The sequence below is a fragment of the Paraburkholderia sp. JPY465 genome (assembly GCF_050436725.1).
Taxonomy (GTDB): domain Bacteria; phylum Pseudomonadota; class Gammaproteobacteria; order Burkholderiales; family Burkholderiaceae; genus Paraburkholderia; species Paraburkholderia youngii.
On sequence record NZ_JBNDMT010000003.1, the window covers coordinates 878,131 to 895,326 of the forward strand.

At 66.2% G+C, this 17,196-nt stretch carries 15 protein-coding genes; 10 read left to right on the forward strand and 5 right to left on the reverse strand.

Annotated elements, in window-relative coordinates:
- Positions 1 to 27: 27 nt before the first annotated feature.
- A complete protein-coding gene (locus QFZ94_RS18670; RefSeq protein ID WP_429458709.1) occupies positions 28 to 2,364 on the reverse strand; it encodes an FdhF/YdeP family oxidoreductase in 2,337 nt (778 codons plus the stop codon).
- Positions 2,365 to 2,515: 151 nt separating this feature from the next.
- On the opposite strand from QFZ94_RS18670, the gene QFZ94_RS18675 reads away from it, so the two are divergent.
- Together QFZ94_RS18675 and QFZ94_RS18680 are read left to right on the forward strand one after the other, a co-directional pair.
- The gene (locus QFZ94_RS18675) at positions 2,516 to 3,949 is read left to right on the forward strand and encodes a PLP-dependent aminotransferase family protein (protein ID WP_429458711.1); all 1,434 of its coding nucleotides are present in this window, start codon (positions 2,516 to 2,518) and stop codon (positions 3,947 to 3,949) included.
- A 47-nt stretch (positions 3,950 to 3,996) separates the two neighbouring features.
- Positions 3,997 to 4,287 carry a helix-turn-helix domain-containing protein gene (locus QFZ94_RS18680; protein ID WP_410847865.1) on the forward strand — a complete coding sequence of 97 codons (291 nt, stop codon included), beginning with the start codon at positions 3,997 to 3,999 and terminating at the stop codon, positions 4,285 to 4,287.
- Positions 4,288 to 4,352: 65 nt separating this feature from the next.
- On the opposite strand, the gene QFZ94_RS18685 is transcribed toward QFZ94_RS18680, so the two are convergent.
- The gene (locus QFZ94_RS18685) at positions 4,353 to 4,952 is read right to left on the reverse strand and encodes a lysozyme inhibitor LprI family protein (protein ID WP_429458714.1); all 600 of its coding nucleotides are present in this window, start codon (positions 4,950 to 4,952) and stop codon (positions 4,353 to 4,355) included.
- A 258-nt stretch (positions 4,953 to 5,210) separates the two neighbouring features.
- On the opposite strand from QFZ94_RS18685, the gene QFZ94_RS18690 reads away from it, so the two are divergent.
- The 8 genes from QFZ94_RS18690 (at position 5,211) to QFZ94_RS18725 (ending at position 12,947) form a co-directional block, all read left to right on the forward strand.
- A complete protein-coding gene (locus tag QFZ94_RS18690; protein ID WP_429458716.1) occupies positions 5,211 to 6,053 on the forward strand; it encodes an SH3 domain-containing protein in 843 nt (280 codons plus the stop codon).
- 277 nt (positions 6,054 to 6,330) lie between these two features.
- Positions 6,331 to 8,646 carry a putative bifunctional diguanylate cyclase/phosphodiesterase gene (locus QFZ94_RS18695; protein WP_429458718.1) on the forward strand — a complete coding sequence of 772 codons (2,316 nt, stop codon included), beginning with the start codon at positions 6,331 to 6,333 and terminating at the stop codon, positions 8,644 to 8,646.
- 135 nt (positions 8,647 to 8,781) lie between these two features.
- Positions 8,782 to 8,970, forward strand: coding sequence for a hypothetical protein (locus QFZ94_RS18700; RefSeq protein WP_008922008.1), 189 nt, complete (start codon positions 8,782 to 8,784; stop codon positions 8,968 to 8,970).
- A 168-nt stretch (positions 8,971 to 9,138) separates the two neighbouring features.
- On the forward strand, positions 9,139 to 10,536 hold the full coding sequence (locus QFZ94_RS18705; protein ID WP_368587636.1) for an FAD-containing oxidoreductase: 1,398 nt from the start codon (positions 9,139 to 9,141) through the stop codon (positions 10,534 to 10,536).
- 28 nt (positions 10,537 to 10,564) lie between these two features.
- The gene (locus QFZ94_RS18710) at positions 10,565 to 10,918 is read left to right on the forward strand and encodes a cupin domain-containing protein (RefSeq protein WP_429458721.1); all 354 of its coding nucleotides are present in this window, start codon (positions 10,565 to 10,567) and stop codon (positions 10,916 to 10,918) included.
- Positions 10,919 to 11,065: 147 nt separating this feature from the next.
- Positions 11,066 to 11,641: a TMEM175 family protein gene (locus tag QFZ94_RS18715; RefSeq protein WP_368624134.1), complete on the forward strand. Its 576-nt coding sequence runs from the start codon at positions 11,066 to 11,068 to the stop codon at positions 11,639 to 11,641.
- Between the two features lie 2 nt (positions 11,642 to 11,643).
- Positions 11,644 to 12,462, forward strand: a complete 819-nt coding sequence (locus tag QFZ94_RS18720; RefSeq protein ID WP_429458722.1) for a hypothetical protein — start codon at positions 11,644 to 11,646, stop codon at positions 12,460 to 12,462.
- Positions 12,459 to 12,947 (forward strand): metallophosphoesterase family protein, encoded by a 489-nt coding sequence (locus QFZ94_RS18725; RefSeq protein WP_429458723.1) that lies wholly within the window; start codon positions 12,459 to 12,461, stop codon positions 12,945 to 12,947. Before QFZ94_RS18720 ends, QFZ94_RS18725 begins: the two co-directional genes overlap by 4 nt.
- A 66-nt stretch (positions 12,948 to 13,013) precedes the next feature.
- Here QFZ94_RS18725 and proP read toward each other — a convergent pair whose 3' ends face one another.
- The 3 genes from proP to argA all read right to left on the reverse strand — a co-directional run bounded on the left by proP (position 13,014) and on the right by argA (position 17,014).
- A complete protein-coding gene (gene proP / locus QFZ94_RS18730) occupies positions 13,014 to 14,483 on the reverse strand; it encodes a glycine betaine/L-proline transporter ProP (RefSeq protein WP_429458724.1) in 1,470 nt (489 codons plus the stop codon).
- Between the two features lie 738 nt (positions 14,484 to 15,221).
- A complete protein-coding gene (locus QFZ94_RS18735; RefSeq protein WP_026228676.1) occupies positions 15,222 to 15,494 on the reverse strand; it encodes an oxidative damage protection protein in 273 nt (90 codons plus the stop codon).
- A 131-nt stretch (positions 15,495 to 15,625) separates the two neighbouring features.
- Positions 15,626 to 17,014 carry an amino-acid N-acetyltransferase gene (gene argA, locus QFZ94_RS18740; RefSeq protein WP_410847873.1) on the reverse strand — a complete coding sequence of 463 codons (1,389 nt, stop codon included), beginning with the start codon at positions 17,012 to 17,014 and terminating at the stop codon, positions 15,626 to 15,628.
- Positions 17,015 to 17,196 lie beyond the last annotated feature (182 nt).

The following is a 17,196-nucleotide window of genomic DNA, read 5'->3' on the forward strand; positions in this document are numbered from 1 at the left end:
CGCAAGGCGCGGAAAATAGAGCTGACTTCAGGCCGCCAGAACAGCGACATCCTGCACCACCGACGCCGTCAACAACACCGGAATCGACTTCGACGTCGGCGTACCCGCGCCATCCGCGACCGAGGAGAGCGGTACCAGCGGATTCGTCTCCGGATAGTAAGCGCCGAGGCAGCCGCGCGGAATATCATACTCGACGAGCAGAAAACCGTCCACCCGTCGCTCGATGCCATCGGCCCACACGCTCGTGATATCGACACGCTGACCGGCCGCGAACCCGAGCATCGCCAGATCGTCCTTGTTGGCGAACAGCACGCGCCGCTGTCCGTACACGCCGCGATAGCGATCGTCGAGACCGTAAATCGTCGTGTTGTACTGGTCGTGTGAGCGGGTAGTCATCAGCGTCATCAGGCGTTCGCCGTGACGCTTCTTCGCCTGATGAATCGGCGTGTCGAGCGCGATCGCGTGGACGATGAACTGCGCCTTGCGGCTCGGGGTTTTCCAGATGCGGTCGCGCGACGCGACGCCGAGATGGAAGCCGCCCGGCTTCTTCAGGCGCTCGTTGTAGTCGTCGAAACCGTCGATCACCTTCGCGATGCCATCGCGAATCAGCGCGTAGTCGGCCGCATGCGCGAGCCAGTCCACCTTGCCACTGCCCAAAGTCGCATGCGCCATCCGCGCGACGATCGCCACTTCGGATAGCAGATTGTCCGACGCCGGCTTGTTCATCCCGTACGAGATGTGCACCATGCTCATCGAATCCTCGACGCTGACGCCTTGCGCCACGCCGTTCTGAATATCGATCTCGGTGCGCCCGAGCGTCGGCAGGATCAGCGCGTCGCGGCCGTGCACGAGGTGGCTGCGATTGAGCTTCGTCGTCACGTGCACGGTCAGTTCGCATGCGCGCATTGCGTCCCACGTGCGCGGCGTGTCCGGCGTCGCGATCGAGAAATTACCGCCGAGGCCGATGAACACTTTCACCTTGCCATCGAGCATCGCCTGAATCGTGTTGACGACGTCGAGTCCGTGCTCGCGCGGCGGCGCGAAATCGTAGGCTGCGCCAAGCTTGTCGAGAAACGCGTCGGTAGGCTTTTCCTCGATGCCGACCGTGCGGTCGCCCTGCACGTTCGAGTGGCCGCGCACCGGGCATAGCCCCGCGCCGCGCCGGCCGATATTGCCGCGCATCATCATCAGATTCGACAGCAGCTGCACCGTCGCGACCGAGTTCTTGTGCTGCGTGAGGCCCATGCCCCAGGTCGAAATCACCGCGCGGCCCTTCACATAGATATCGGCGAGCTTCAGCACCTCGTCGAGCGGCACGCCGGCCTCGGCGACGATCGTGTCCCAGCGCTCGGCGCGCAGATCGTCGGCGAATGCGGCGAAGCCGACCGTGTGTTGGGCGATGAAGTCGACGTCGAGCACGCGCTCGAGGCCCGACACCAGCGCTTCGTCGTCGAGTTCGAGCACGCGTTTGGCGACGCCCTTGATCAGCGCGAAATCGCCGCCGACCTTCGGACGGATGAACACGGAGCTGATTTTCGTGCTGCCCATCGTCAGCATTTCGACCGGGTGCTGCGGGCTCGCGAAACGTTCGAGGCCGCGCTCCTTCAGCGGATTGATCGACACGATCGTCGCACCGCGCTTCGCGCACTCGCGCAGCTCGCCGAGCATGCGCGGATGGTTGGTGGCCGGGTTCTGGCCGAAGATCAGCAGCGTATCCGCGTGTTCGAAGTCGTCGAGCGTGACCGTGCCCTTGCCGATGCCGACCGTGTGCGGCAGGCCACGGCTCGTCGCCTCGTGGCACATGTTCGAGCAGTCGGGAAAATTGTTGGTGCCATACATGCGCACGAACAGCTGGTACAGGAACGCGGCTTCGTTGCTCGCGCGGCCCGACGTATAGAACGCGGCGCGGTTCGGATCGTCGAGACGCTTCAGATGGCTTGCGATCAGCTCGAGCGCGTCGTCCCAGCCGATCGGCACGTAGCGGTCGCGCGCGGCGTCGTAGACGAGCGGATCGGTCAGGCGGCCGTGCTGCTCGAGCTCGAAGTCGGATTGCTTCATCAACTCGGCGACACTGTGCTGCTCGAAGAACGCGGGCGTCACGCGCTTGCCGGTGGCCTCGGCGGCCACCGCCTTCACGCCGTTTTCGCAGAACTCGAACGTCGACGCGTGCTCGCGATCCGGCCACGCGCAGCCAGGGCAGTCGAAGCCGTCAGGCTGGTTCTGCTTGAGCAGCGTGCGGTAGTTGCCGCCCGCGACCTTTTCCTTGAGCAGGTTGATGGCGACATACTTCAGCGCGCCCCAGCCGGCGGCGGGGTGCTTGTACGGCTCGATGCGGGGTTCGGCTTGTGCTTCGTTCTTCTTCATGACGTGGCGATGGACAGATTCGACAGGCTTTGCAGCCCAATGCCCGCAAGCGTACTGTGTTCCACAATCCACGTCGGATACAGAAAATCGGAAAGAATAGGAGTACAGTTGCGCGACAATCTCTGAAACCGCCCGAACCCGCCCGAATCGCATGAAGCTCTACGAAAAACTCGCCGACGAAATCACCGAAGCCGTGCGCCGCGGCGTATTCGCGGCCGGCGAGCGGATTGCGTCGGTGCGCCAGGCGAGTCAGCAGCACGGCGTCAGCATCAAGACGGTGCTGCATGCGTATGCGCTGCTGGAGAGCCGCGGCGTCATCGAAAGCCGGCCGCAGTCGGGCTATTTCGTGCGCGACGCGGCCGCGCGGGCGCTCACGCCGGCGCCCGCCGCGGCGCGCGCCGGCCGCACGTCCGCGCCGCCGCCGGTGCCCGCGACGGTCGACGTGAGCCGGCTCGTGCTGTCGACGCTGCGCAGCATCCGCGCGCACGACGCCGTGCCGTTCGGCTCGCCGTATCCCGATCCGTCGTTGTTCCCGTGGCGGCGCATCAACCAGTACGCGAACGCGATCGCGCGCCGGCACGCGAGCTGGAATCTGATCGACGATCTGCCGCCGGGCAACCCCGAGCTGATCCGCCAGATCGCGCGGCGCTACGCGGAAAACGGTCTGCCGGTCGATCCGGGCGAAATCGTGATCACGCTCGGCGCGACCGAGGCGATCAACCTGAGCCTTCAGGCGGTCGCGAAGCCGGGCGACACCGTCGCGGTCGAATCGCCGACCTTCTATGCGATGCTGCACGCGATCGAGCGCCTCGGCATGCGCGCGATCGAAGTGGCGACGCATCCGGTCGACGGCATCGACATCGACGCGCTCGCGAAGGTGATCGCGCGTCAGAAGATCGCCGCGTGCATGGTGATGCCGAACTTCCAGAATCCGCTCGGTTTCTGCATGTCCGACGAGCGTAAGCGGCAACTGGTCGAACTGCTGGCCGCGCACGAGATTCCGGCGATCGAAAACGACGTCTACCAGGAGCTGTACTTCGGCGACGCGCGGCCATCGACGCTGAAGACTTTCGACACCAAAGGGCTCGTGCTGCACTGTGCGTCGTTTTCGAAAAGCCTGACGGCGTCGTACCGGATCGGCTGGGCGCTGCCGGGGCGTTATCGCGCGCAGGTCGAGAAGCTCAAGTTTCTGAACACGCTGACGACGCCGTCGGTGCCGCAGGTCGCGGTCGCCGATTATCTGCGTCAGGACGGCTACGACCGGCATCTGCGGCATCTGCGCCGCGTGTACCGGCAGCAGGCGAGCATCATGAGCGCGCTGGTGCTGCGCTTCTTCCCGGTCGGCACGCGCGTGTCGACGCCGCGCGGCGGCTACGTGCTGTGGGTCGAACTGCCGGTTGCGATCGACTCGATGCGGCTTTATCAGGCCGCGCTCGAACGCAGTATCACGGTCGGGCCGGGGATGATGTTTTCGACGCGCAACGATTACCAGCACTTCATCCGGCTGAATTACAGCTATCCGTGGACCGCGCAGGCCGAGGCGGCGTTGAAGACGCTCGGCGAGCTGGCCACGGCGATGGCGTGAATCGCGCAACCGCGATACAACCGACGCATCACAACAGCGAGACCGACATGAACGACGACGACATCGACCCGCAACTCGCCGCGATACTCGCGCAGCTATGGCGCGCGCATCGCGAGACACCCCGGCGCGGGTGGTCGCTCGCGAAGCTGTCGAAGCAGGCCGGTGTGCCGATGAGCAGCTTGCGGCGGCAATTGACGGCGCTATCGGGCGCCGGTCTCGTCGAGACGATGTTCCATGACGATGGCACCGGAGCCGCGTCGCTGAGCGAAACCGGCGCGCAGCTTTGCGCGGAGCTGTTCGGCACGGGCGAGGGCGGTGAGCCGTCGGCCGCTGACTGAGCTTTCCGCGCGCAGTTCACCCGGCGCGCAGGCCCATCGCCGTCGTAGCCAGTGTGTTTCGCCGCTCATTGCCCAACGCTCGCCTGCATCTGCGGTTGCATCGGCCTCTGCATCGGCGCTTGCTCTTGCGATGGCGCCATGTCCGCCGCCTCGAGCGTGGCCACGCCGCAAAACCAGTCGCCATCGCGCGGCTGAAACCTCCAACGCTGGCCCGACTGTCCGATCACGCTCGCACACTGCTCGTTGACGACGAGGCCGGGCTTCGCGGCCGTGCAGTGCAGCGTCGACGGGTCCGGGTGCGCTTTCACATCCCCACCCGCGGACGCCGGGTGCCGCGCGGCCTTCGGCAAGCTCGCCAGCAGCCGCTGCAATTCGTCGATGCGCGTCGCGTACCACGTCCGCAGACACGCGACGTCACGGCAGTTCGCTTCGCGCCAGGCCCACTTGCTGTCGCTGTCGTCGGTGAACGCACGGCGCTGGGCGACTCGCCGGCGCGCTTTCCAGTAGAGTTGGCCCAACGTGTCGTCGAGCGCCGACAGCGCGGAGTTGCCGCAAATCATGCGCTCGGCCGGCGAACGGCCGCGCTGGCAGTCGAAGCTGGCGGCGTTGGTATACGGATGCGCGAGCAGCAGTCCGGCGAGCAGGAGGGGGCGGAAGAGGGTCATCAGAGTCCCGGCGGTGCATCGATTGATCATGCCGCCGATGATCGACCGGTCGCGCGCTTCGCGGACGCTCGAACAACGTCGGAGTTCGGGCGGGTCTACAAGATCTTGCCGCTCGGGCTTGCCGGCTGGCATATGCCGTGCGTGATTGCTGCGGGCGCACGTTCGCGTGTCATGAAGCAGGCGCAACGTCTATTTATTGGAAGTGGGGGCACATAGGCCGGCGTGGTCAAAAGGTGACCATCGAAATAGGAAGAACGAATGCAACGACAACTCTTGATCGGTCTTTACATGGCAGCGGGCCTGCTGACCTTGCCCGGCGTGGCCAGCGCGCAGGCGCAGGCCTATACGAACAGCGGTACCAACGTGCGCGCGGGCCCTGCGTCCGATTATCCGATCGTCGCGCAGCTACCGGGCGGCGCTCCTGTAACGGTGATGGGGTGCCTGAGCAACTACCAGTGGTGCGACGTCGCCACACCGAATCTGCGCGGCTGGGTGTATGCGTCACGGCTCAGTTCGCCGTACCAGGGCTACAACATGCCGCTGAACTACGGCGCCGCGCTCGGCCTGCCGATCCTCGCGTTCTCGATCAACGATTACTGGGGCAACTACTACCGCGGCCAGCCGTGGTACGGCCAGCGCTCGCGCTGGGCGCGTCATGCGCCGCCCCCGCCGCCGCGACCGGGCGCCGGGCATCCGCCGCCGAACTGGCGGCCGCTGCCGGGGCATGTCGGCGGGCATCCGCCGGGTGGCTCGCCGCCGGGTCACGCGGGCGAGCGTCCGCCGGGTGGGCCGCCGCCGGGCCATGCAGGCGGACGGCCTCCAGGTAACGAGGGTGGCCGACCACCGGGCAACGCGGGTGGACGCCCACCGGGTGGCCCGCCTCCGGGCAGCGCCGGCGGCCGTCCTCCCGGCGCGCAGCAGGGCGGTGGGGCTGGCCGGCCGCCGGGCGGCGGACCGCAAGGCGGCGGAGGCGGTCACTCGCCGGGCGGCGCTCAGCAAGGCGGCAATCGGCCCCCAGGTGGTCATCAAGGCGGACCCCAAGGAGGTCCTCAAGGCGGTGGTGGCGGAACACGGCCTCCAGTAGGCGGCGGCAACAATTGACAATCATTGACGCCGCCACTGCACTGAAGACAATGGTGCCAAACGGGCCGCCGCAACCTGCTGCAGCGGCCCGGCGTCGAGCCGCCGCGGCGCCCGCGGGCTACGAACCCACGGTGCGAGAACCGCCGTCGCCCGTCGTACCCGCGTCAACCGATGCTTGCACGCCACACCCGTAGCCGTCCGCACCGATGCGTGGCGGATTTTCACGCCGTGCTTAGCGTAAACCCCGGTGTGCCGCGTACACTAACTTGCCGATGTTGGGTTGGGGGGCGCAACTATGATTTGCGAAGCGACATCACGTGGCACGACGACAGCCGCGCCGGAGGGCGCCCGCTATCGCCCGGAACGGGCCGAGGAAGTGCTCGCATCCGAGCGCAGCGTGTTGCGGCTGATCACGCGCAACACGCCGCTGCCCGAGCTGCTCGACGAAGTCTGCCGTCGCGCCGAGGCGCTGCTCGGCGACGGCGCGTGCTGCTCGATCCTGCTGCTCGACCCAGACGGCTTGCATGTGCGCGTAGGCGGCGCGCCGTCGCTGCCGCCCCCGTTCAGCGCCGCGATCGAGGGCGCCACGATCGGTCCGCGCGCCGGTTCGTGCGGCACGGCGATGTTCGAGCGCCGTCTGGTGATCGTCGACGACATCGAATCCGATCCGCTGTGGGAAAACTTCCGCGCTTTCGCATTGCCGCACGGCTTGCGCGCCTGCTGGTCCGTGCCCTTCGAAAACGACGCCGGCATCGTGCTCGGCGCGTTCGCCGTCTACTACCGCACCACGCGCCGTCCGACCCCAGAGGAAGAGGCGATGCTGCGCGACATCGGCAGCAGCGTCGGGCTCGCGGTCCATCAGGACGCGATGGCGCAGCGCCTCGCGCACAGCGAGGAGCGTCACCGGCTGGTCGTCGATCATCTGAGCGAAGGCATCGTCGTGCAGTCGCGCACCGGCATCGTGCTCGCCTGCAATCCGAGCGCGCAGCGCATGCTGCACGTGACGCCGCAGGTCGTCGGCCGCAGCATGCAGACCGTGATGACACGCGCGTTCGGCGAGGACGGCTCGGCGATCGGCGACGGCAACCGTCCGGTCACCCAGGTCTTCGCGACCGGCAAGCCGATGCTCGGCGTGACGATCGGCCTCGAGCTGATGAGCGGCGAAGTCGTGTGGATCACGGAAAACGTCGTGCCGATCCTGCGCCTGGGCGAGAGCGAGCCGGATTCCGTGCTGATTTCGTTTTCCGACATCGGGCCGGTGCGCGAGGCGCAGCGCCAGCTGAAGTACCTCGCCACGCGCGATTCGCTGACGGGCCTCTACAACCGCGCCTACCTGACCGAGCGGATGCGCGACCTGTTCGCGCCGCGCGCCAGCGGCGAGCATGGCGGCGAACCCGCCAGCGTCGCCGTGCTGTTCGTCGATCTCGACGGTTTCAAGAAGGTCAACGACACGGCCGGTCACGAAGCCGGCGACGCCTTGCTGTGCAGCGTCGCCGAGCGGCTGTCGGCCTGCGTCGGGCGCAGCGACACGCTGGCCCGGGTGGGCGGCGACGAGTTCGTGATCGTCTCCAGTGCGTGCGGCAATACCGGCGAGCTGATCGGCCTCGCGCATCGTGTTCTCGACATGATCGCGGTGCCGTTCGCGGTGGCGGGCAACGAGTACTACCTGGGCGCGTCGATCGGCATCAGCCTGTTTCCCGAAGACGGCCAGGACGTCGCGACGCTGATGCGCAACGCCGACTCGGCGATGTATCACGCGAAGCAGCGCGGCCGCAACAACTTCCAGTTCTTCACCGCCGAGCTGAACCGGCATCTGCAGCGGCGCTTCACGATCGAGCAGTCGCTGCGGCGCGCGCTCGCGGCCAACGAGCTGAGCCTCGTGTATCAGCCGATCGTCGATAGCCAGAGCGGTCGCACGATCGGCGCGGAAGCGCTGCTGCGCTGGTACAACAGCGAACTGGGCAACGTGTCGCCGGGCGAATTCATTCCGGTCGCCGAGGACGCCGGGCTGATCGTCGAGATCGGCGACTGGGTGCTCGAACACGCCTGCCAGCAGGTCGCGCAGTGGCGGCGCACGTTGGCGCCGCATCTGATCGTCGCGGTGAATCTGTCGCCGCGGCAGTTCAACGACGGGCTGCTCGAGCGCATCGAGCGCTGTCTCGCGCAGTCCGCGCTCGAACCGGCCGCGCTCGAACTGGAAATCACCGAGCGGCTGCTGATGAGCGATAGCGACACCGTGCTGCCGATGCTGAGCGCGCTGAGCGCAATGGGCGTGCGCGTGTCGGTCGACGATTTCGGCACCGGTTATTCGTCGCTGTCGTACCTGAAGCGTTTTCCGCTGCATAACCTGAAGATCGACCGGTCGTTCGTCGCGGGGCTGCCGGATCATCGCGATTCGATCGCGATCACGCAGGCGGTCGTCGCGATGGCGCACTCGCTCGGCATGAACGTGACCGCCGAGGGCGTCGAGACCGCCGAGCAGGCGGCGTTTCTGCGCGCGATCGATTGCGACAAGCAGCAGGGCTACCTGTACAGCCGGCCGGTCGGGGCCAGCGCCTATGCGCGCACGCTGTACGACGCGCAATTGATCGGCATGGCGAAGGCGTCCTGACGCGATTGTTCAGATTGCCGAACAAGTGACTTCGCGTTGCCGCTATTTATCGGCGGCGACGCGCTCCCTAGAATTCCCCCATCGAAACGTTATTGGTGCGCGGTGCCGAAGCGGCGCTCCGCAATGGGGGTCGTGATGTCAGAGTTGATTAGAAACCAGCTTTACCGGCCATCGGTCGTGTTGCCGATGGTCGCTTTGATGCAGGTGATGGTGTCGCAAGACTTCAATCTCGGCCAGGTCGGCTGGGTGTTTGCGGCGCGCGGCGCGCAGGCCGCCTTGCAGCGTTCGCGCGAGTTGATTTGCGCGGTTCATTGCCACGCCTGAGAAGTCCCGCAGCGTATTCACAGTAATCCCAACGGATTGGCGCCGCCTCGCGCGGCGCATGGCAAAACGGGTCGTCGCCAAAGCGCCCGCACGATCCGACATCGCATGGCAGCCGGTGGCACTAAGCGTAAGATGCTACGACCTGCACCCAGCCCCGGGAGAGTTGCCATGCCACAGCACTTCGACGCAGTCGTGATCGGTACGGGACAAGGCGGCTCACCGCTCGCCGTGCGCCTCGCTCAAAGCGGACGCCGTACGGCGGTGATCGAACGCGCGGACTTCGGCGGCACCTGCGTGAACGTCGGCTGTACGCCGACCAAGTCTTATGTGGCGAGCGCCCGCGCGGCGCACGTGGCGCGCCATGCGGCGGACCTGGGCGTGCAGGTGGGCTCGGTCAGCGTCGATATGGCGGCCGTCAAGGCGCGCAAGGACCGGATCATCGGACAGTCGCGCAGCGGCGTCGAAAAATGGCTGCGCGGCACGGAAAACATCACGGTGTTCAATGGCCACGCGCGCTTCACCGGCGCGCGCACGCTGTCGATCATCGGGCGCGACGGCCAACCGCAGGACGAACTCAGCGCGTTCGAAATCTTCATCAACACCGGCACGCGCGCGGTCGTGCCGCCGCTCGAAGGCATCCAGCGGATTCCGTACTACACCAACTCGACGCTGCTCGAACTGACCACTTTGCCGAATCATCTGGTGATCGTCGGCGGCAGTTATATCGCGCTCGAATTCGCGCAGGTGTTTCGCCGCTTCGGCAGCCGCGTCAGCGTGCTGGTGCGCGGCGAGCGCGTGCTCAACCGCGAGGATGCGGACTTCGCGGAATCGGTGCAGAAGGTGCTCGCGCGCGAGGGCGTCGAGTTTCATTTCGGCGTGCAGCCGACGCGCGTCGAGCCGCATCCGCATCGCGCGAATGACGTGTGCATCGGCTTCGAGCAGAACATCCCGGCGATGGAGGCATCGCACCTGCTGCTCGCGACCGGCCGCACGCCGAATACCGACGACCTCGGTCTCGACGCCGCGGGCATCGAGACCGACCGGCACGGCACGATCATCGTCGACGGCCAGCTGCGCACCAGCGCGCCGGGTGTGTGGGCGATCGGCGACGTCAACGGCCGCGGCGCGTTCACGCATACCTCCTACGACGACTACCAGATCGTCGCGGCGAACCTGCTCGACGGCGGCGCGCGCAGCGTCGACACGCGGATCATGACGTACGCGGTGTTCGTCGATCCGCCGCTCGCGCGTGTCGGCATGTCGGAGGAGGAGGTGCGCAAGAGCGGCCGCCAGGCGTTGATCGCGACGATGCCGATGTCGCGCGTGGGCCGTGCGCGCGAGCGTGGCGAAACCGACGGCTTCATGAAGGCGCTCGTCGATGCGAACAGCAAACAGATACTCGGCGCGGCGATTCACGGCGTCGAGGGCGACGAGGCGATCCATACGTTCGTCGACATCATGACGGCGGGCGCGCCATATCCGACCTTGCAATACGCGATGCACGTGCATCCGACCATCAGCGAACTCGTGCCGACGCTGCTCGATGGACTCAAACCGATGCAATGAACCGCGTTGACGCCGGCGCAACACGCCCATGACGAACTCGCTCAAACCCGCACGTAGCAGCGGCAACCTGTTCGACGCCGTCGCGCGGTCGGGGACGATGGCCGCTGAGCAGGTCGACCCGCTCGTCGAGCAGGGCGGCGTGACGATCGAGCGGATCGTCTCGACCGGGCAGGCGAGTCCGCCCGGCTTCTGGTACGACAGCCCGCGCGCCGAATGGGTCGTCCTGCTCAGCGGCGCGGCGGCGCTCGAATTCGACGGCGACCCCAAGCCGCATCCGATGAAGCCCGGCGATCACGTGCTGATCGAAGCGCATTGCCGGCACCGCGTCGCATATACGAGCGACATCGAGCCAAGCGTGTGGCTCGCCGTCTACTACCCTTGAGCCGCGGCGGACGGAGCCATCCGCGCGGCCGGCTCCGCGCATCGACAAATCCTCACACCATCACGGATAATCGGCAGCGGCGCGGCCCGCGCGCAATGCGCGGGCGGGCTGTGCGCCCCACCGCATTCATCTTCGGGACATCGCAGCATGGGCAAGGGACGCGTCGAAGCCTTCAGCGATGGCGTAATCGCCATCATCATCACGATCATGGTGCTCGAGCTGAAGGTGCCCGAGGGCTACGATCTCGCGGCGCTGCGCCCGGTCGTACCGGTGTTCTGCGCTTACGTGCTGAGCTTCATTTACGTCGGCATCTACTGGAACAATCACCATCACGTGTTCCATGCGGTGCAGACGGTCAACGGCAAGGTGCTGTGGGCGAACCTGCATCTGCTGTTCTGGCTCTCGCTGCTGCCGGTCGTCACGCACTGGGTCGGCCGAAACCATCTGGCCGCGTGGCCGACCGCGATGTACGGCATCGTGCTGTTCATGTCGGCGATTGCGTATTTCATCCTGACGCGCGCGCTGATTTCTCAGCATGGACGCGATTCGGCACTGGCCAAAGCGCTCGGCAGCGACTTCAAGGGTAAGGTCTCCGTCGTCATTTACCTGACCGGTATCGGACTCGCGTTCGTCGTACCGTGGGCGTCGGCTGCGCTGTACGCGCTCGCGGCGGTGTGGTGGTTCGTGCCGGACCGGCGCATCGAAGCCGTGCTGGAGGCCTGAGCATGCTGCTCGCGCTGAAGCTCGTGCTGGTGCCGGCCTTTCTCGCCGCGCTGACGGTGGCCGCGCACGTCTGGGGACCGTCGGTCGCGGGATGGCTCGCGGGGCTGCCGGTCGTCGCGGGACCGATCATGCTGCTACTCGCGCTCGAGCGCGGCCCGGCGTTCGCGGCGCAGGCGTCGGCGGCGTCGATTGCGGCGATCGCCGCGTTGGAGGCGTTCAATCTTGCTTATGGGTGGACCTGCCGGCGTTTCGACTGGCCGCTTGCACTGGTTGTGGGGGTGGCCGGCTGGCTCGGGGCGGCGCTGCTGATCGTGCGGCTGCCCGGCTCGACCGGGTGGGCGCTGGCGGCGGCGTGCGTGGCCGGCGCGGTGTCGCAGGGCAGCTTGCCGCGCGCGACCGGTGATGTGCCGCCGGCGCGCGTCGGGCGCGCGGATCCGGCAGTGCGGATGCTCGCGGGCGCACTGCTGACGCTCGCGGTGACGACGGCCTCGGCATCGATGGGCGCGGCGTGGAGTGGCGTGCTGTCGGTGTTTCCGCTGCTCGGGATCGTGCTCGCGGTATCGGCGCAGCGTGCGCATGGCGCGGACTTCGTCGCGCTGCTGATGCGCGGCATGGTGGTCGGGCGCGGCTCGTTCGCGGCGTTCTTCGCGGTGACGGCGTTGCTGCTGCCGCAGTACGGTGTGGCGACCAGCTTTGCGTGCGCGGCGGTGGTGTCGGTCGTCGTGCAGGGCTTGACGCGGCGCATGCTGGCTGGGCAGCCGCGCGCTCAGGCGACGGCGCGCGGGTTGGTGCAGCCGCAGACCGAGCGAGACTGCGCATGACTTCACGTCGCCCACCATCGACTGCTACCCGCATCGGGCTCATCTCCGATACGCACAACCTCGTGCGTCCCGAAGCGTTGCACTATCTCGACGGTTGCGACGCGATCATTCACGCGGGCGATATCTGCAACCCGGACGTGCTCGACGCGCTCGCGCGGATCGCGCCGCTGACCGCGGTGCGCGGCAACAACGATACCGGTGAATGGGCCGCGTCTTTACCGACGCATGCGCGGCTGACCGTCCAACAGGTGACGATTCTGGTCGTGCACGATATCGCCGAGCTGGGCTGCGTGCCGTACGACGAAGGTATTCGCGTCGTGGTGAGTGGCCACTCGCACAAGCCGTCGATCGCCGAGCGCGACGGCGTGCTGTACGTCAATCCGGGCAGCGCGGGGCCGCGACGCTTCAAGCTGCCGGTGTGCGCGGGCAAACTGATCGTCGAAGGCGCGCAGGTCAGCGCCACGTTCGATGCGCTGCTGACGTAAAAAAACGGGCCGGCGAATATCGCCGGCCCGCTTCGAAACTACTCTAGCGAGGGATGGCTGCGCGGATCAGGCACGTGCGGTCGCAGCCGCTGCGAACCGCTCATCCATCTCCTCGGCCTCGCGTTCGCCGCGCAGCACCGCGTGCGCTTCGGCGCGCGTCGCGACGCACGGGCCCGAGCCGGGCAGCGGCTTGCGCGCGGTTTCGCGCAGCGCGAGCACCGACACAATGCCGATCAGCGATGCGCCCATCAGGTAGTACGCCGGCATCATCAGATTGCCGGTGCGGTCGACCAGCCATGCGGTCACGAGCGGCGTCGTACCGCCGAACAGCGACACCGAGATATTGAAGCCGATCGCGAGCGCACCGTAGCGGATCCGGGTCGGGAACAGCGCCGGCAGCGCCGACGGCATCACGCCGGTGAAGCACGACAGCAGCACGCCGAGGATCATCAGGCCGGCGAACACCGGCAGCACCGTGCCCATGCGAATCAGCAGCAGCGCCGGGATCGACAGCGCGAACAGACCGACGCAGCCGAGCAGCATCACCGGCTTGCGGCCGATCGCGTCGGACAGACGGCCGGCGGCGAGCGTCAGCGGCATCATCAGGATCATCACCAGCAGCACGAGGAACAGGCCGTGCGTTTCGTTGAAGTGCAGCGTCGCCGACAGATAGCTCGGCAGATACGACAGCGCCATGTAGTCGGTCACGTTGAAGATCAGCACGAGGCCGACGCACAGCAGCAGCGGCTTCCATTGCTGCACGAGCAACTGGCGGAACGACTGCTTCGGCACCGCGCGGTCCTCGGCTTCACGCTGTTCGGCCTGCTTCTTGAACGCGGGCGTTTCCTCGAGCTTCATACGGATGTAGAGACCCACGAGGCCGAGCGGACCGGCGATCAGGAACGGCACGCGCCAGCCCCAGGACAGCAGCGCGTCGGTCGACAGCGTCGCCGTCAATAGCGCGACCGTGCCTGCGCCGAGCACATAGCCGATCAGCGTGCCGAACTCGAGGAAGCTGCCCATGAAGCCGCGGCGCTTGTCGGTCGAGAATTCGGCGATGAAGGTCGCGGCGCCGCCGTACTCGCCGCCCGTCGAGAAGCCCTGCACGAGGCGCGCGAGCAGCAACAGCGCCGGCGCGAGAATGCCGATCGTCGCGTAGTTGGGGATCAGGCCGATCGCGAAGGTGCCCGCGGCCATCATGATCATCGTCATCGCCAGCACGCGCTGACGGCCGATGCGGTCACCGAGCGGCCCGAACACCATGCCGCCGATCGGCCGCACGAGAAACGCCGCGGCAAACGTGCCGAAGGTCGCGATGAGCTGCGCCGACGGGCTCGACGAGGGGAAGAAGACCTTGCCGAGCGTCACCGCGATGTAGCTGTACACGCCGAAATCGAACCATTCCATCGCGTTGCCGAGCGCCATTGCGCCGACGGCCCGTTTCAGGAGGGAGTGATCGACGACGGTGATGTCGTCGAGGGAAAGGCGTTGTTCTTGTTTGTGATGTCGCCAGAAGCCGTTGCTGGAAGCGGTCAAGGTTAAAAACTCCAATGACTGCGACGAAACTCGTGATGCGTTCCGCCTCGGTTGCTGGAAGTGCAATTTCGTGAGCGTGGCGAGGATATCCGCGGCGCTGGTTATCCGGCGGCGGAACAGTTGGCGAAAAGAAACAAACGCCCGTGCCTCGCGATAAGTTCGCGAAAAAACACTCGTCTAGATTGTGCTGACAGTTGCACCTGCGTGGCCGTGGAAGGGGGGCAGATGCATGAGGGACGCGGGGCTGGCGGAAGCCGACCCATGCGCCACTGAAGGCTTGAAACGAAAAAGGCCGGTGTTGAATTTATCCGCTTCAGGCGGGGAAACGACCGACGAGCCTTCTTGTTTAAAAACAGCTCGATTCAGGATGATGCACGCGCGAAAAGCACACGGCGAGTCAACTTGAAAAGAACACGAATGAAGGTGAATTGCAGCTGAAACGGGGCACATGTTAGCACGATGACAGAGGATCGTGCAAACCGGGGGTGCGGGCGAAGGCCGCCGATGTGCATCAATCCATTGCGGGGCGGGAGCTCTGGCGGGGTCGGAAGAGGTTCGAAAACGGACCGCTTAGAACAATCGCGGGGTGACTTTCGACGTGCAGACATGGTGCGCATGCGGACACGAGGCGCGGCCAACATCGGGGCGAAAAAAATCCGCGCTCGCGGCGCGGATTTTTGGCGTGTGTTCGCCCGGCTCGGGCGGCGCGTGTCTGGTGTCGTTCTCGACGTGGCAAGCTCAGGCCGACGGCGGCACGTAGCCCGATGCGGTATCCGCGCCTTCGCCAAAGAAGAACTTTTCGGTCTGCTTCATCAGATACTGACGCGCGCGCGGATCGGCCATGTTCAGGCGGTTTTCGTTGATTAGCATGGTCTGCTGCTTCAACCAGGCCTGCCAGGCTTCCTTCGAGATACTTTCGTAGATCCGCTTGCCGAGTTCGCCCGGCAGCGGCGGGAAATCGAGGCCTTCGGCTTCCTTGCCGAGCTTCGCGCATTGAACCATACGAGTCATGCTGTGCTTCTCCTGTGTCGACCGGAGTCGGTGCTTTTGCACTTAGTCCGGTCCCATGAAAAATAATTACTGTATCAATGTGGCGCGGGCCAACGCCAGTTCGGATCAGGTGGGGACGATCACCGGGTTACTCAAAGCTGTTTCATCAGCACGAGCGACTTGCGCTGCCAGTTATAGAGTCGGCGACGGTCTTCGGGCAGGTCGTCGACCGTAACCTTGACGAAGCCGCGTTTCAGGAACCAATGTTCGGTGCGCGTGGTGAGCACGAAAATGCGCGTGAGGCCGCGTGCCCGCGCGCGCTGCTCGATCCGCTTCAGCAGACGCTCGCCGTCGCCGGTACCCTGCGCTTCGGGCGCGACCGTCAGGCACGCCATTTCGCCGATGCGCTCCTGCGAATACGGATACAGCGCCGCGCAGCCGAACAGCACGCCGTCGTGCTCGATCACCGAGAAATGGTCGATGTCGCGCTCGATCTGGTGACGGCCGCGGCGTACCAGCGTGCCGTCGGCTTCGAGCGGTTCGATCAGCGCGAGAATGCCGCCGACGTCGTCGGGCGTCGCTTCGCGCAGGCTCTCCAGATTCTCGTACGAGATCATCGTGCCGACGCCATCGTGCAGGAACAGTTCGAGCAGCAGGCTGCCGTCGAGCGCATAGGGGATGATGTGCGCGCGCGGCACGCCGCCGCGGCAGGCGCGGATCGAATGCTTCAGGTAGAACCCGGCGTCGCCGGTGACTTCGCCGCTTTCGTGCAGCTTGTAGGCGTCGTCGAGCGACAGTTCGCGGATCAGCTCCGTACCGCTTTCGCAGGTTTCCATCAAACCCGCGGTTTCGGTCAGGAAGACGATCTTGTCGGCGCGCAACGCGATGGCCGCGGCCGAGGCCACGTCTTCCATCGACAGATTGAACGCTTCGCCGGTGGGCGAGAAGCCGAGCGGCGACAGCAGCACGAGCTTGCGGCTCGCGAGCGAGTGTCGGATCGAATCCGCGTCGATCTTGCGCACGAGACCCGTGTGCTGGAAGTCGACGCCGTCCAGAATGCCGACCGGGCGCGCCGTTACGAAGTTGCCCGACACGACGCTGATGTGCGCGTGCGCCATGGGTGTGTTCGGCAGACCCTGGCTGATTGCGGCTTCGATGTCGAGACGCACTTCGCCGGCCGCTTCCTTCGCGGACTCGAGCGCGCGCGCGTCGGTAATGCGCATGCCGTGCGAAAACTCCGATTCGACGCCGTGCAGGCTCATCTGCTCCTCGACCTGCGGGCGCGAGCCATGCACCAAAACGATCTGGATGCCCATTGCCTGCAGCAGCGCGATGTCGGACACGAGCGCATTCAGCAGCCCCTGATGCACCACTTCGCCGCCGAAACCGACGACGAATGTCTTGTTTCGGAACGCGTGGATATACGGGGCGACTGAACGCATCCAGTCGACGAATTGCGCGTGCTGGGCGAGGGTTTCCGGCGAGTCGGCGGGGGCCGGAACGCTCGCGGGCGCGGGGACGAGGTCGGTTTGGGAATTCATGCCGGGGATTATAATGCGCCCCCATGTCGAATGTACCCAAAAGTCCCGCTGGGGCGAACGAGAAACCGGCGTCGGCCGGTGAGCCGGCCAAGCCCGGTGACACGATGCGCCACCCCGCGCAGGATGCGAGACCAGAGCAGGCGCGTGACGCGCGTCGGGAGGCGGGCGCGTCTGCGCAAAAA

Excerpts from the sequence above, each read along its gene's own strand:
- QFZ94_RS18680 (WP_410847865.1), top strand. The coding sequence starts at position 3,997 with ATGAACGACGACGACATCGACCCGCAACTCGCCGCGATACTCGCGCAG.
- QFZ94_RS18685 (WP_429458714.1), bottom strand. The coding sequence starts at position 4,952 with ATGACCCTCTTCCGCCCCCTCCTGCTCGCCGGACTGCTGCTCGCGCAT.
- QFZ94_RS18700 (WP_008922008.1), top strand. The coding sequence starts at position 8,782 with ATGTCAGAGTTGATTAGAAACCAGCTTTACCGGCCATCGGTCGTGTTG.
- QFZ94_RS18695 (WP_429458718.1), top strand. The coding sequence starts at position 6,331 with ATGATTTGCGAAGCGACATCACGTGGCACGACGACAGCCGCGCCGGAG.
- argA (WP_410847873.1), bottom strand. The coding sequence starts at position 17,014 with ATGAATTCCCAAACCGACCTCGTCCCCGCGCCCGCGAGCGTTCCGGCC.
- QFZ94_RS18670 (WP_429458709.1), bottom strand. The coding sequence starts at position 2,364 with ATGAAGAAGAACGAAGCACAAGCCGAACCCCGCATCGAGCCGTACAAG.
- QFZ94_RS18705 (WP_368587636.1), top strand. The coding sequence starts at position 9,139 with ATGCCACAGCACTTCGACGCAGTCGTGATCGGTACGGGACAAGGCGGC.
- QFZ94_RS18710 (WP_429458721.1), top strand. The coding sequence starts at position 10,565 with ATGACGAACTCGCTCAAACCCGCACGTAGCAGCGGCAACCTGTTCGAC.
- QFZ94_RS18675 (WP_429458711.1), top strand. The coding sequence starts at position 2,516 with ATGAAGCTCTACGAAAAACTCGCCGACGAAATCACCGAAGCCGTGCGC.
- QFZ94_RS18725 (WP_429458723.1), top strand. The coding sequence starts at position 12,459 with ATGACTTCACGTCGCCCACCATCGACTGCTACCCGCATCGGGCTCATC.
- QFZ94_RS18735 (WP_026228676.1), bottom strand. The coding sequence starts at position 15,494 with ATGACTCGTATGGTTCAATGCGCGAAGCTCGGCAAGGAAGCCGAAGGC.
- QFZ94_RS18715 (WP_368624134.1), top strand. The coding sequence starts at position 11,066 with ATGGGCAAGGGACGCGTCGAAGCCTTCAGCGATGGCGTAATCGCCATC.
- QFZ94_RS18720 (WP_429458722.1), top strand. The coding sequence starts at position 11,644 with ATGCTGCTCGCGCTGAAGCTCGTGCTGGTGCCGGCCTTTCTCGCCGCG.
- QFZ94_RS18690 (WP_429458716.1), top strand. The coding sequence starts at position 5,211 with ATGCAACGACAACTCTTGATCGGTCTTTACATGGCAGCGGGCCTGCTG.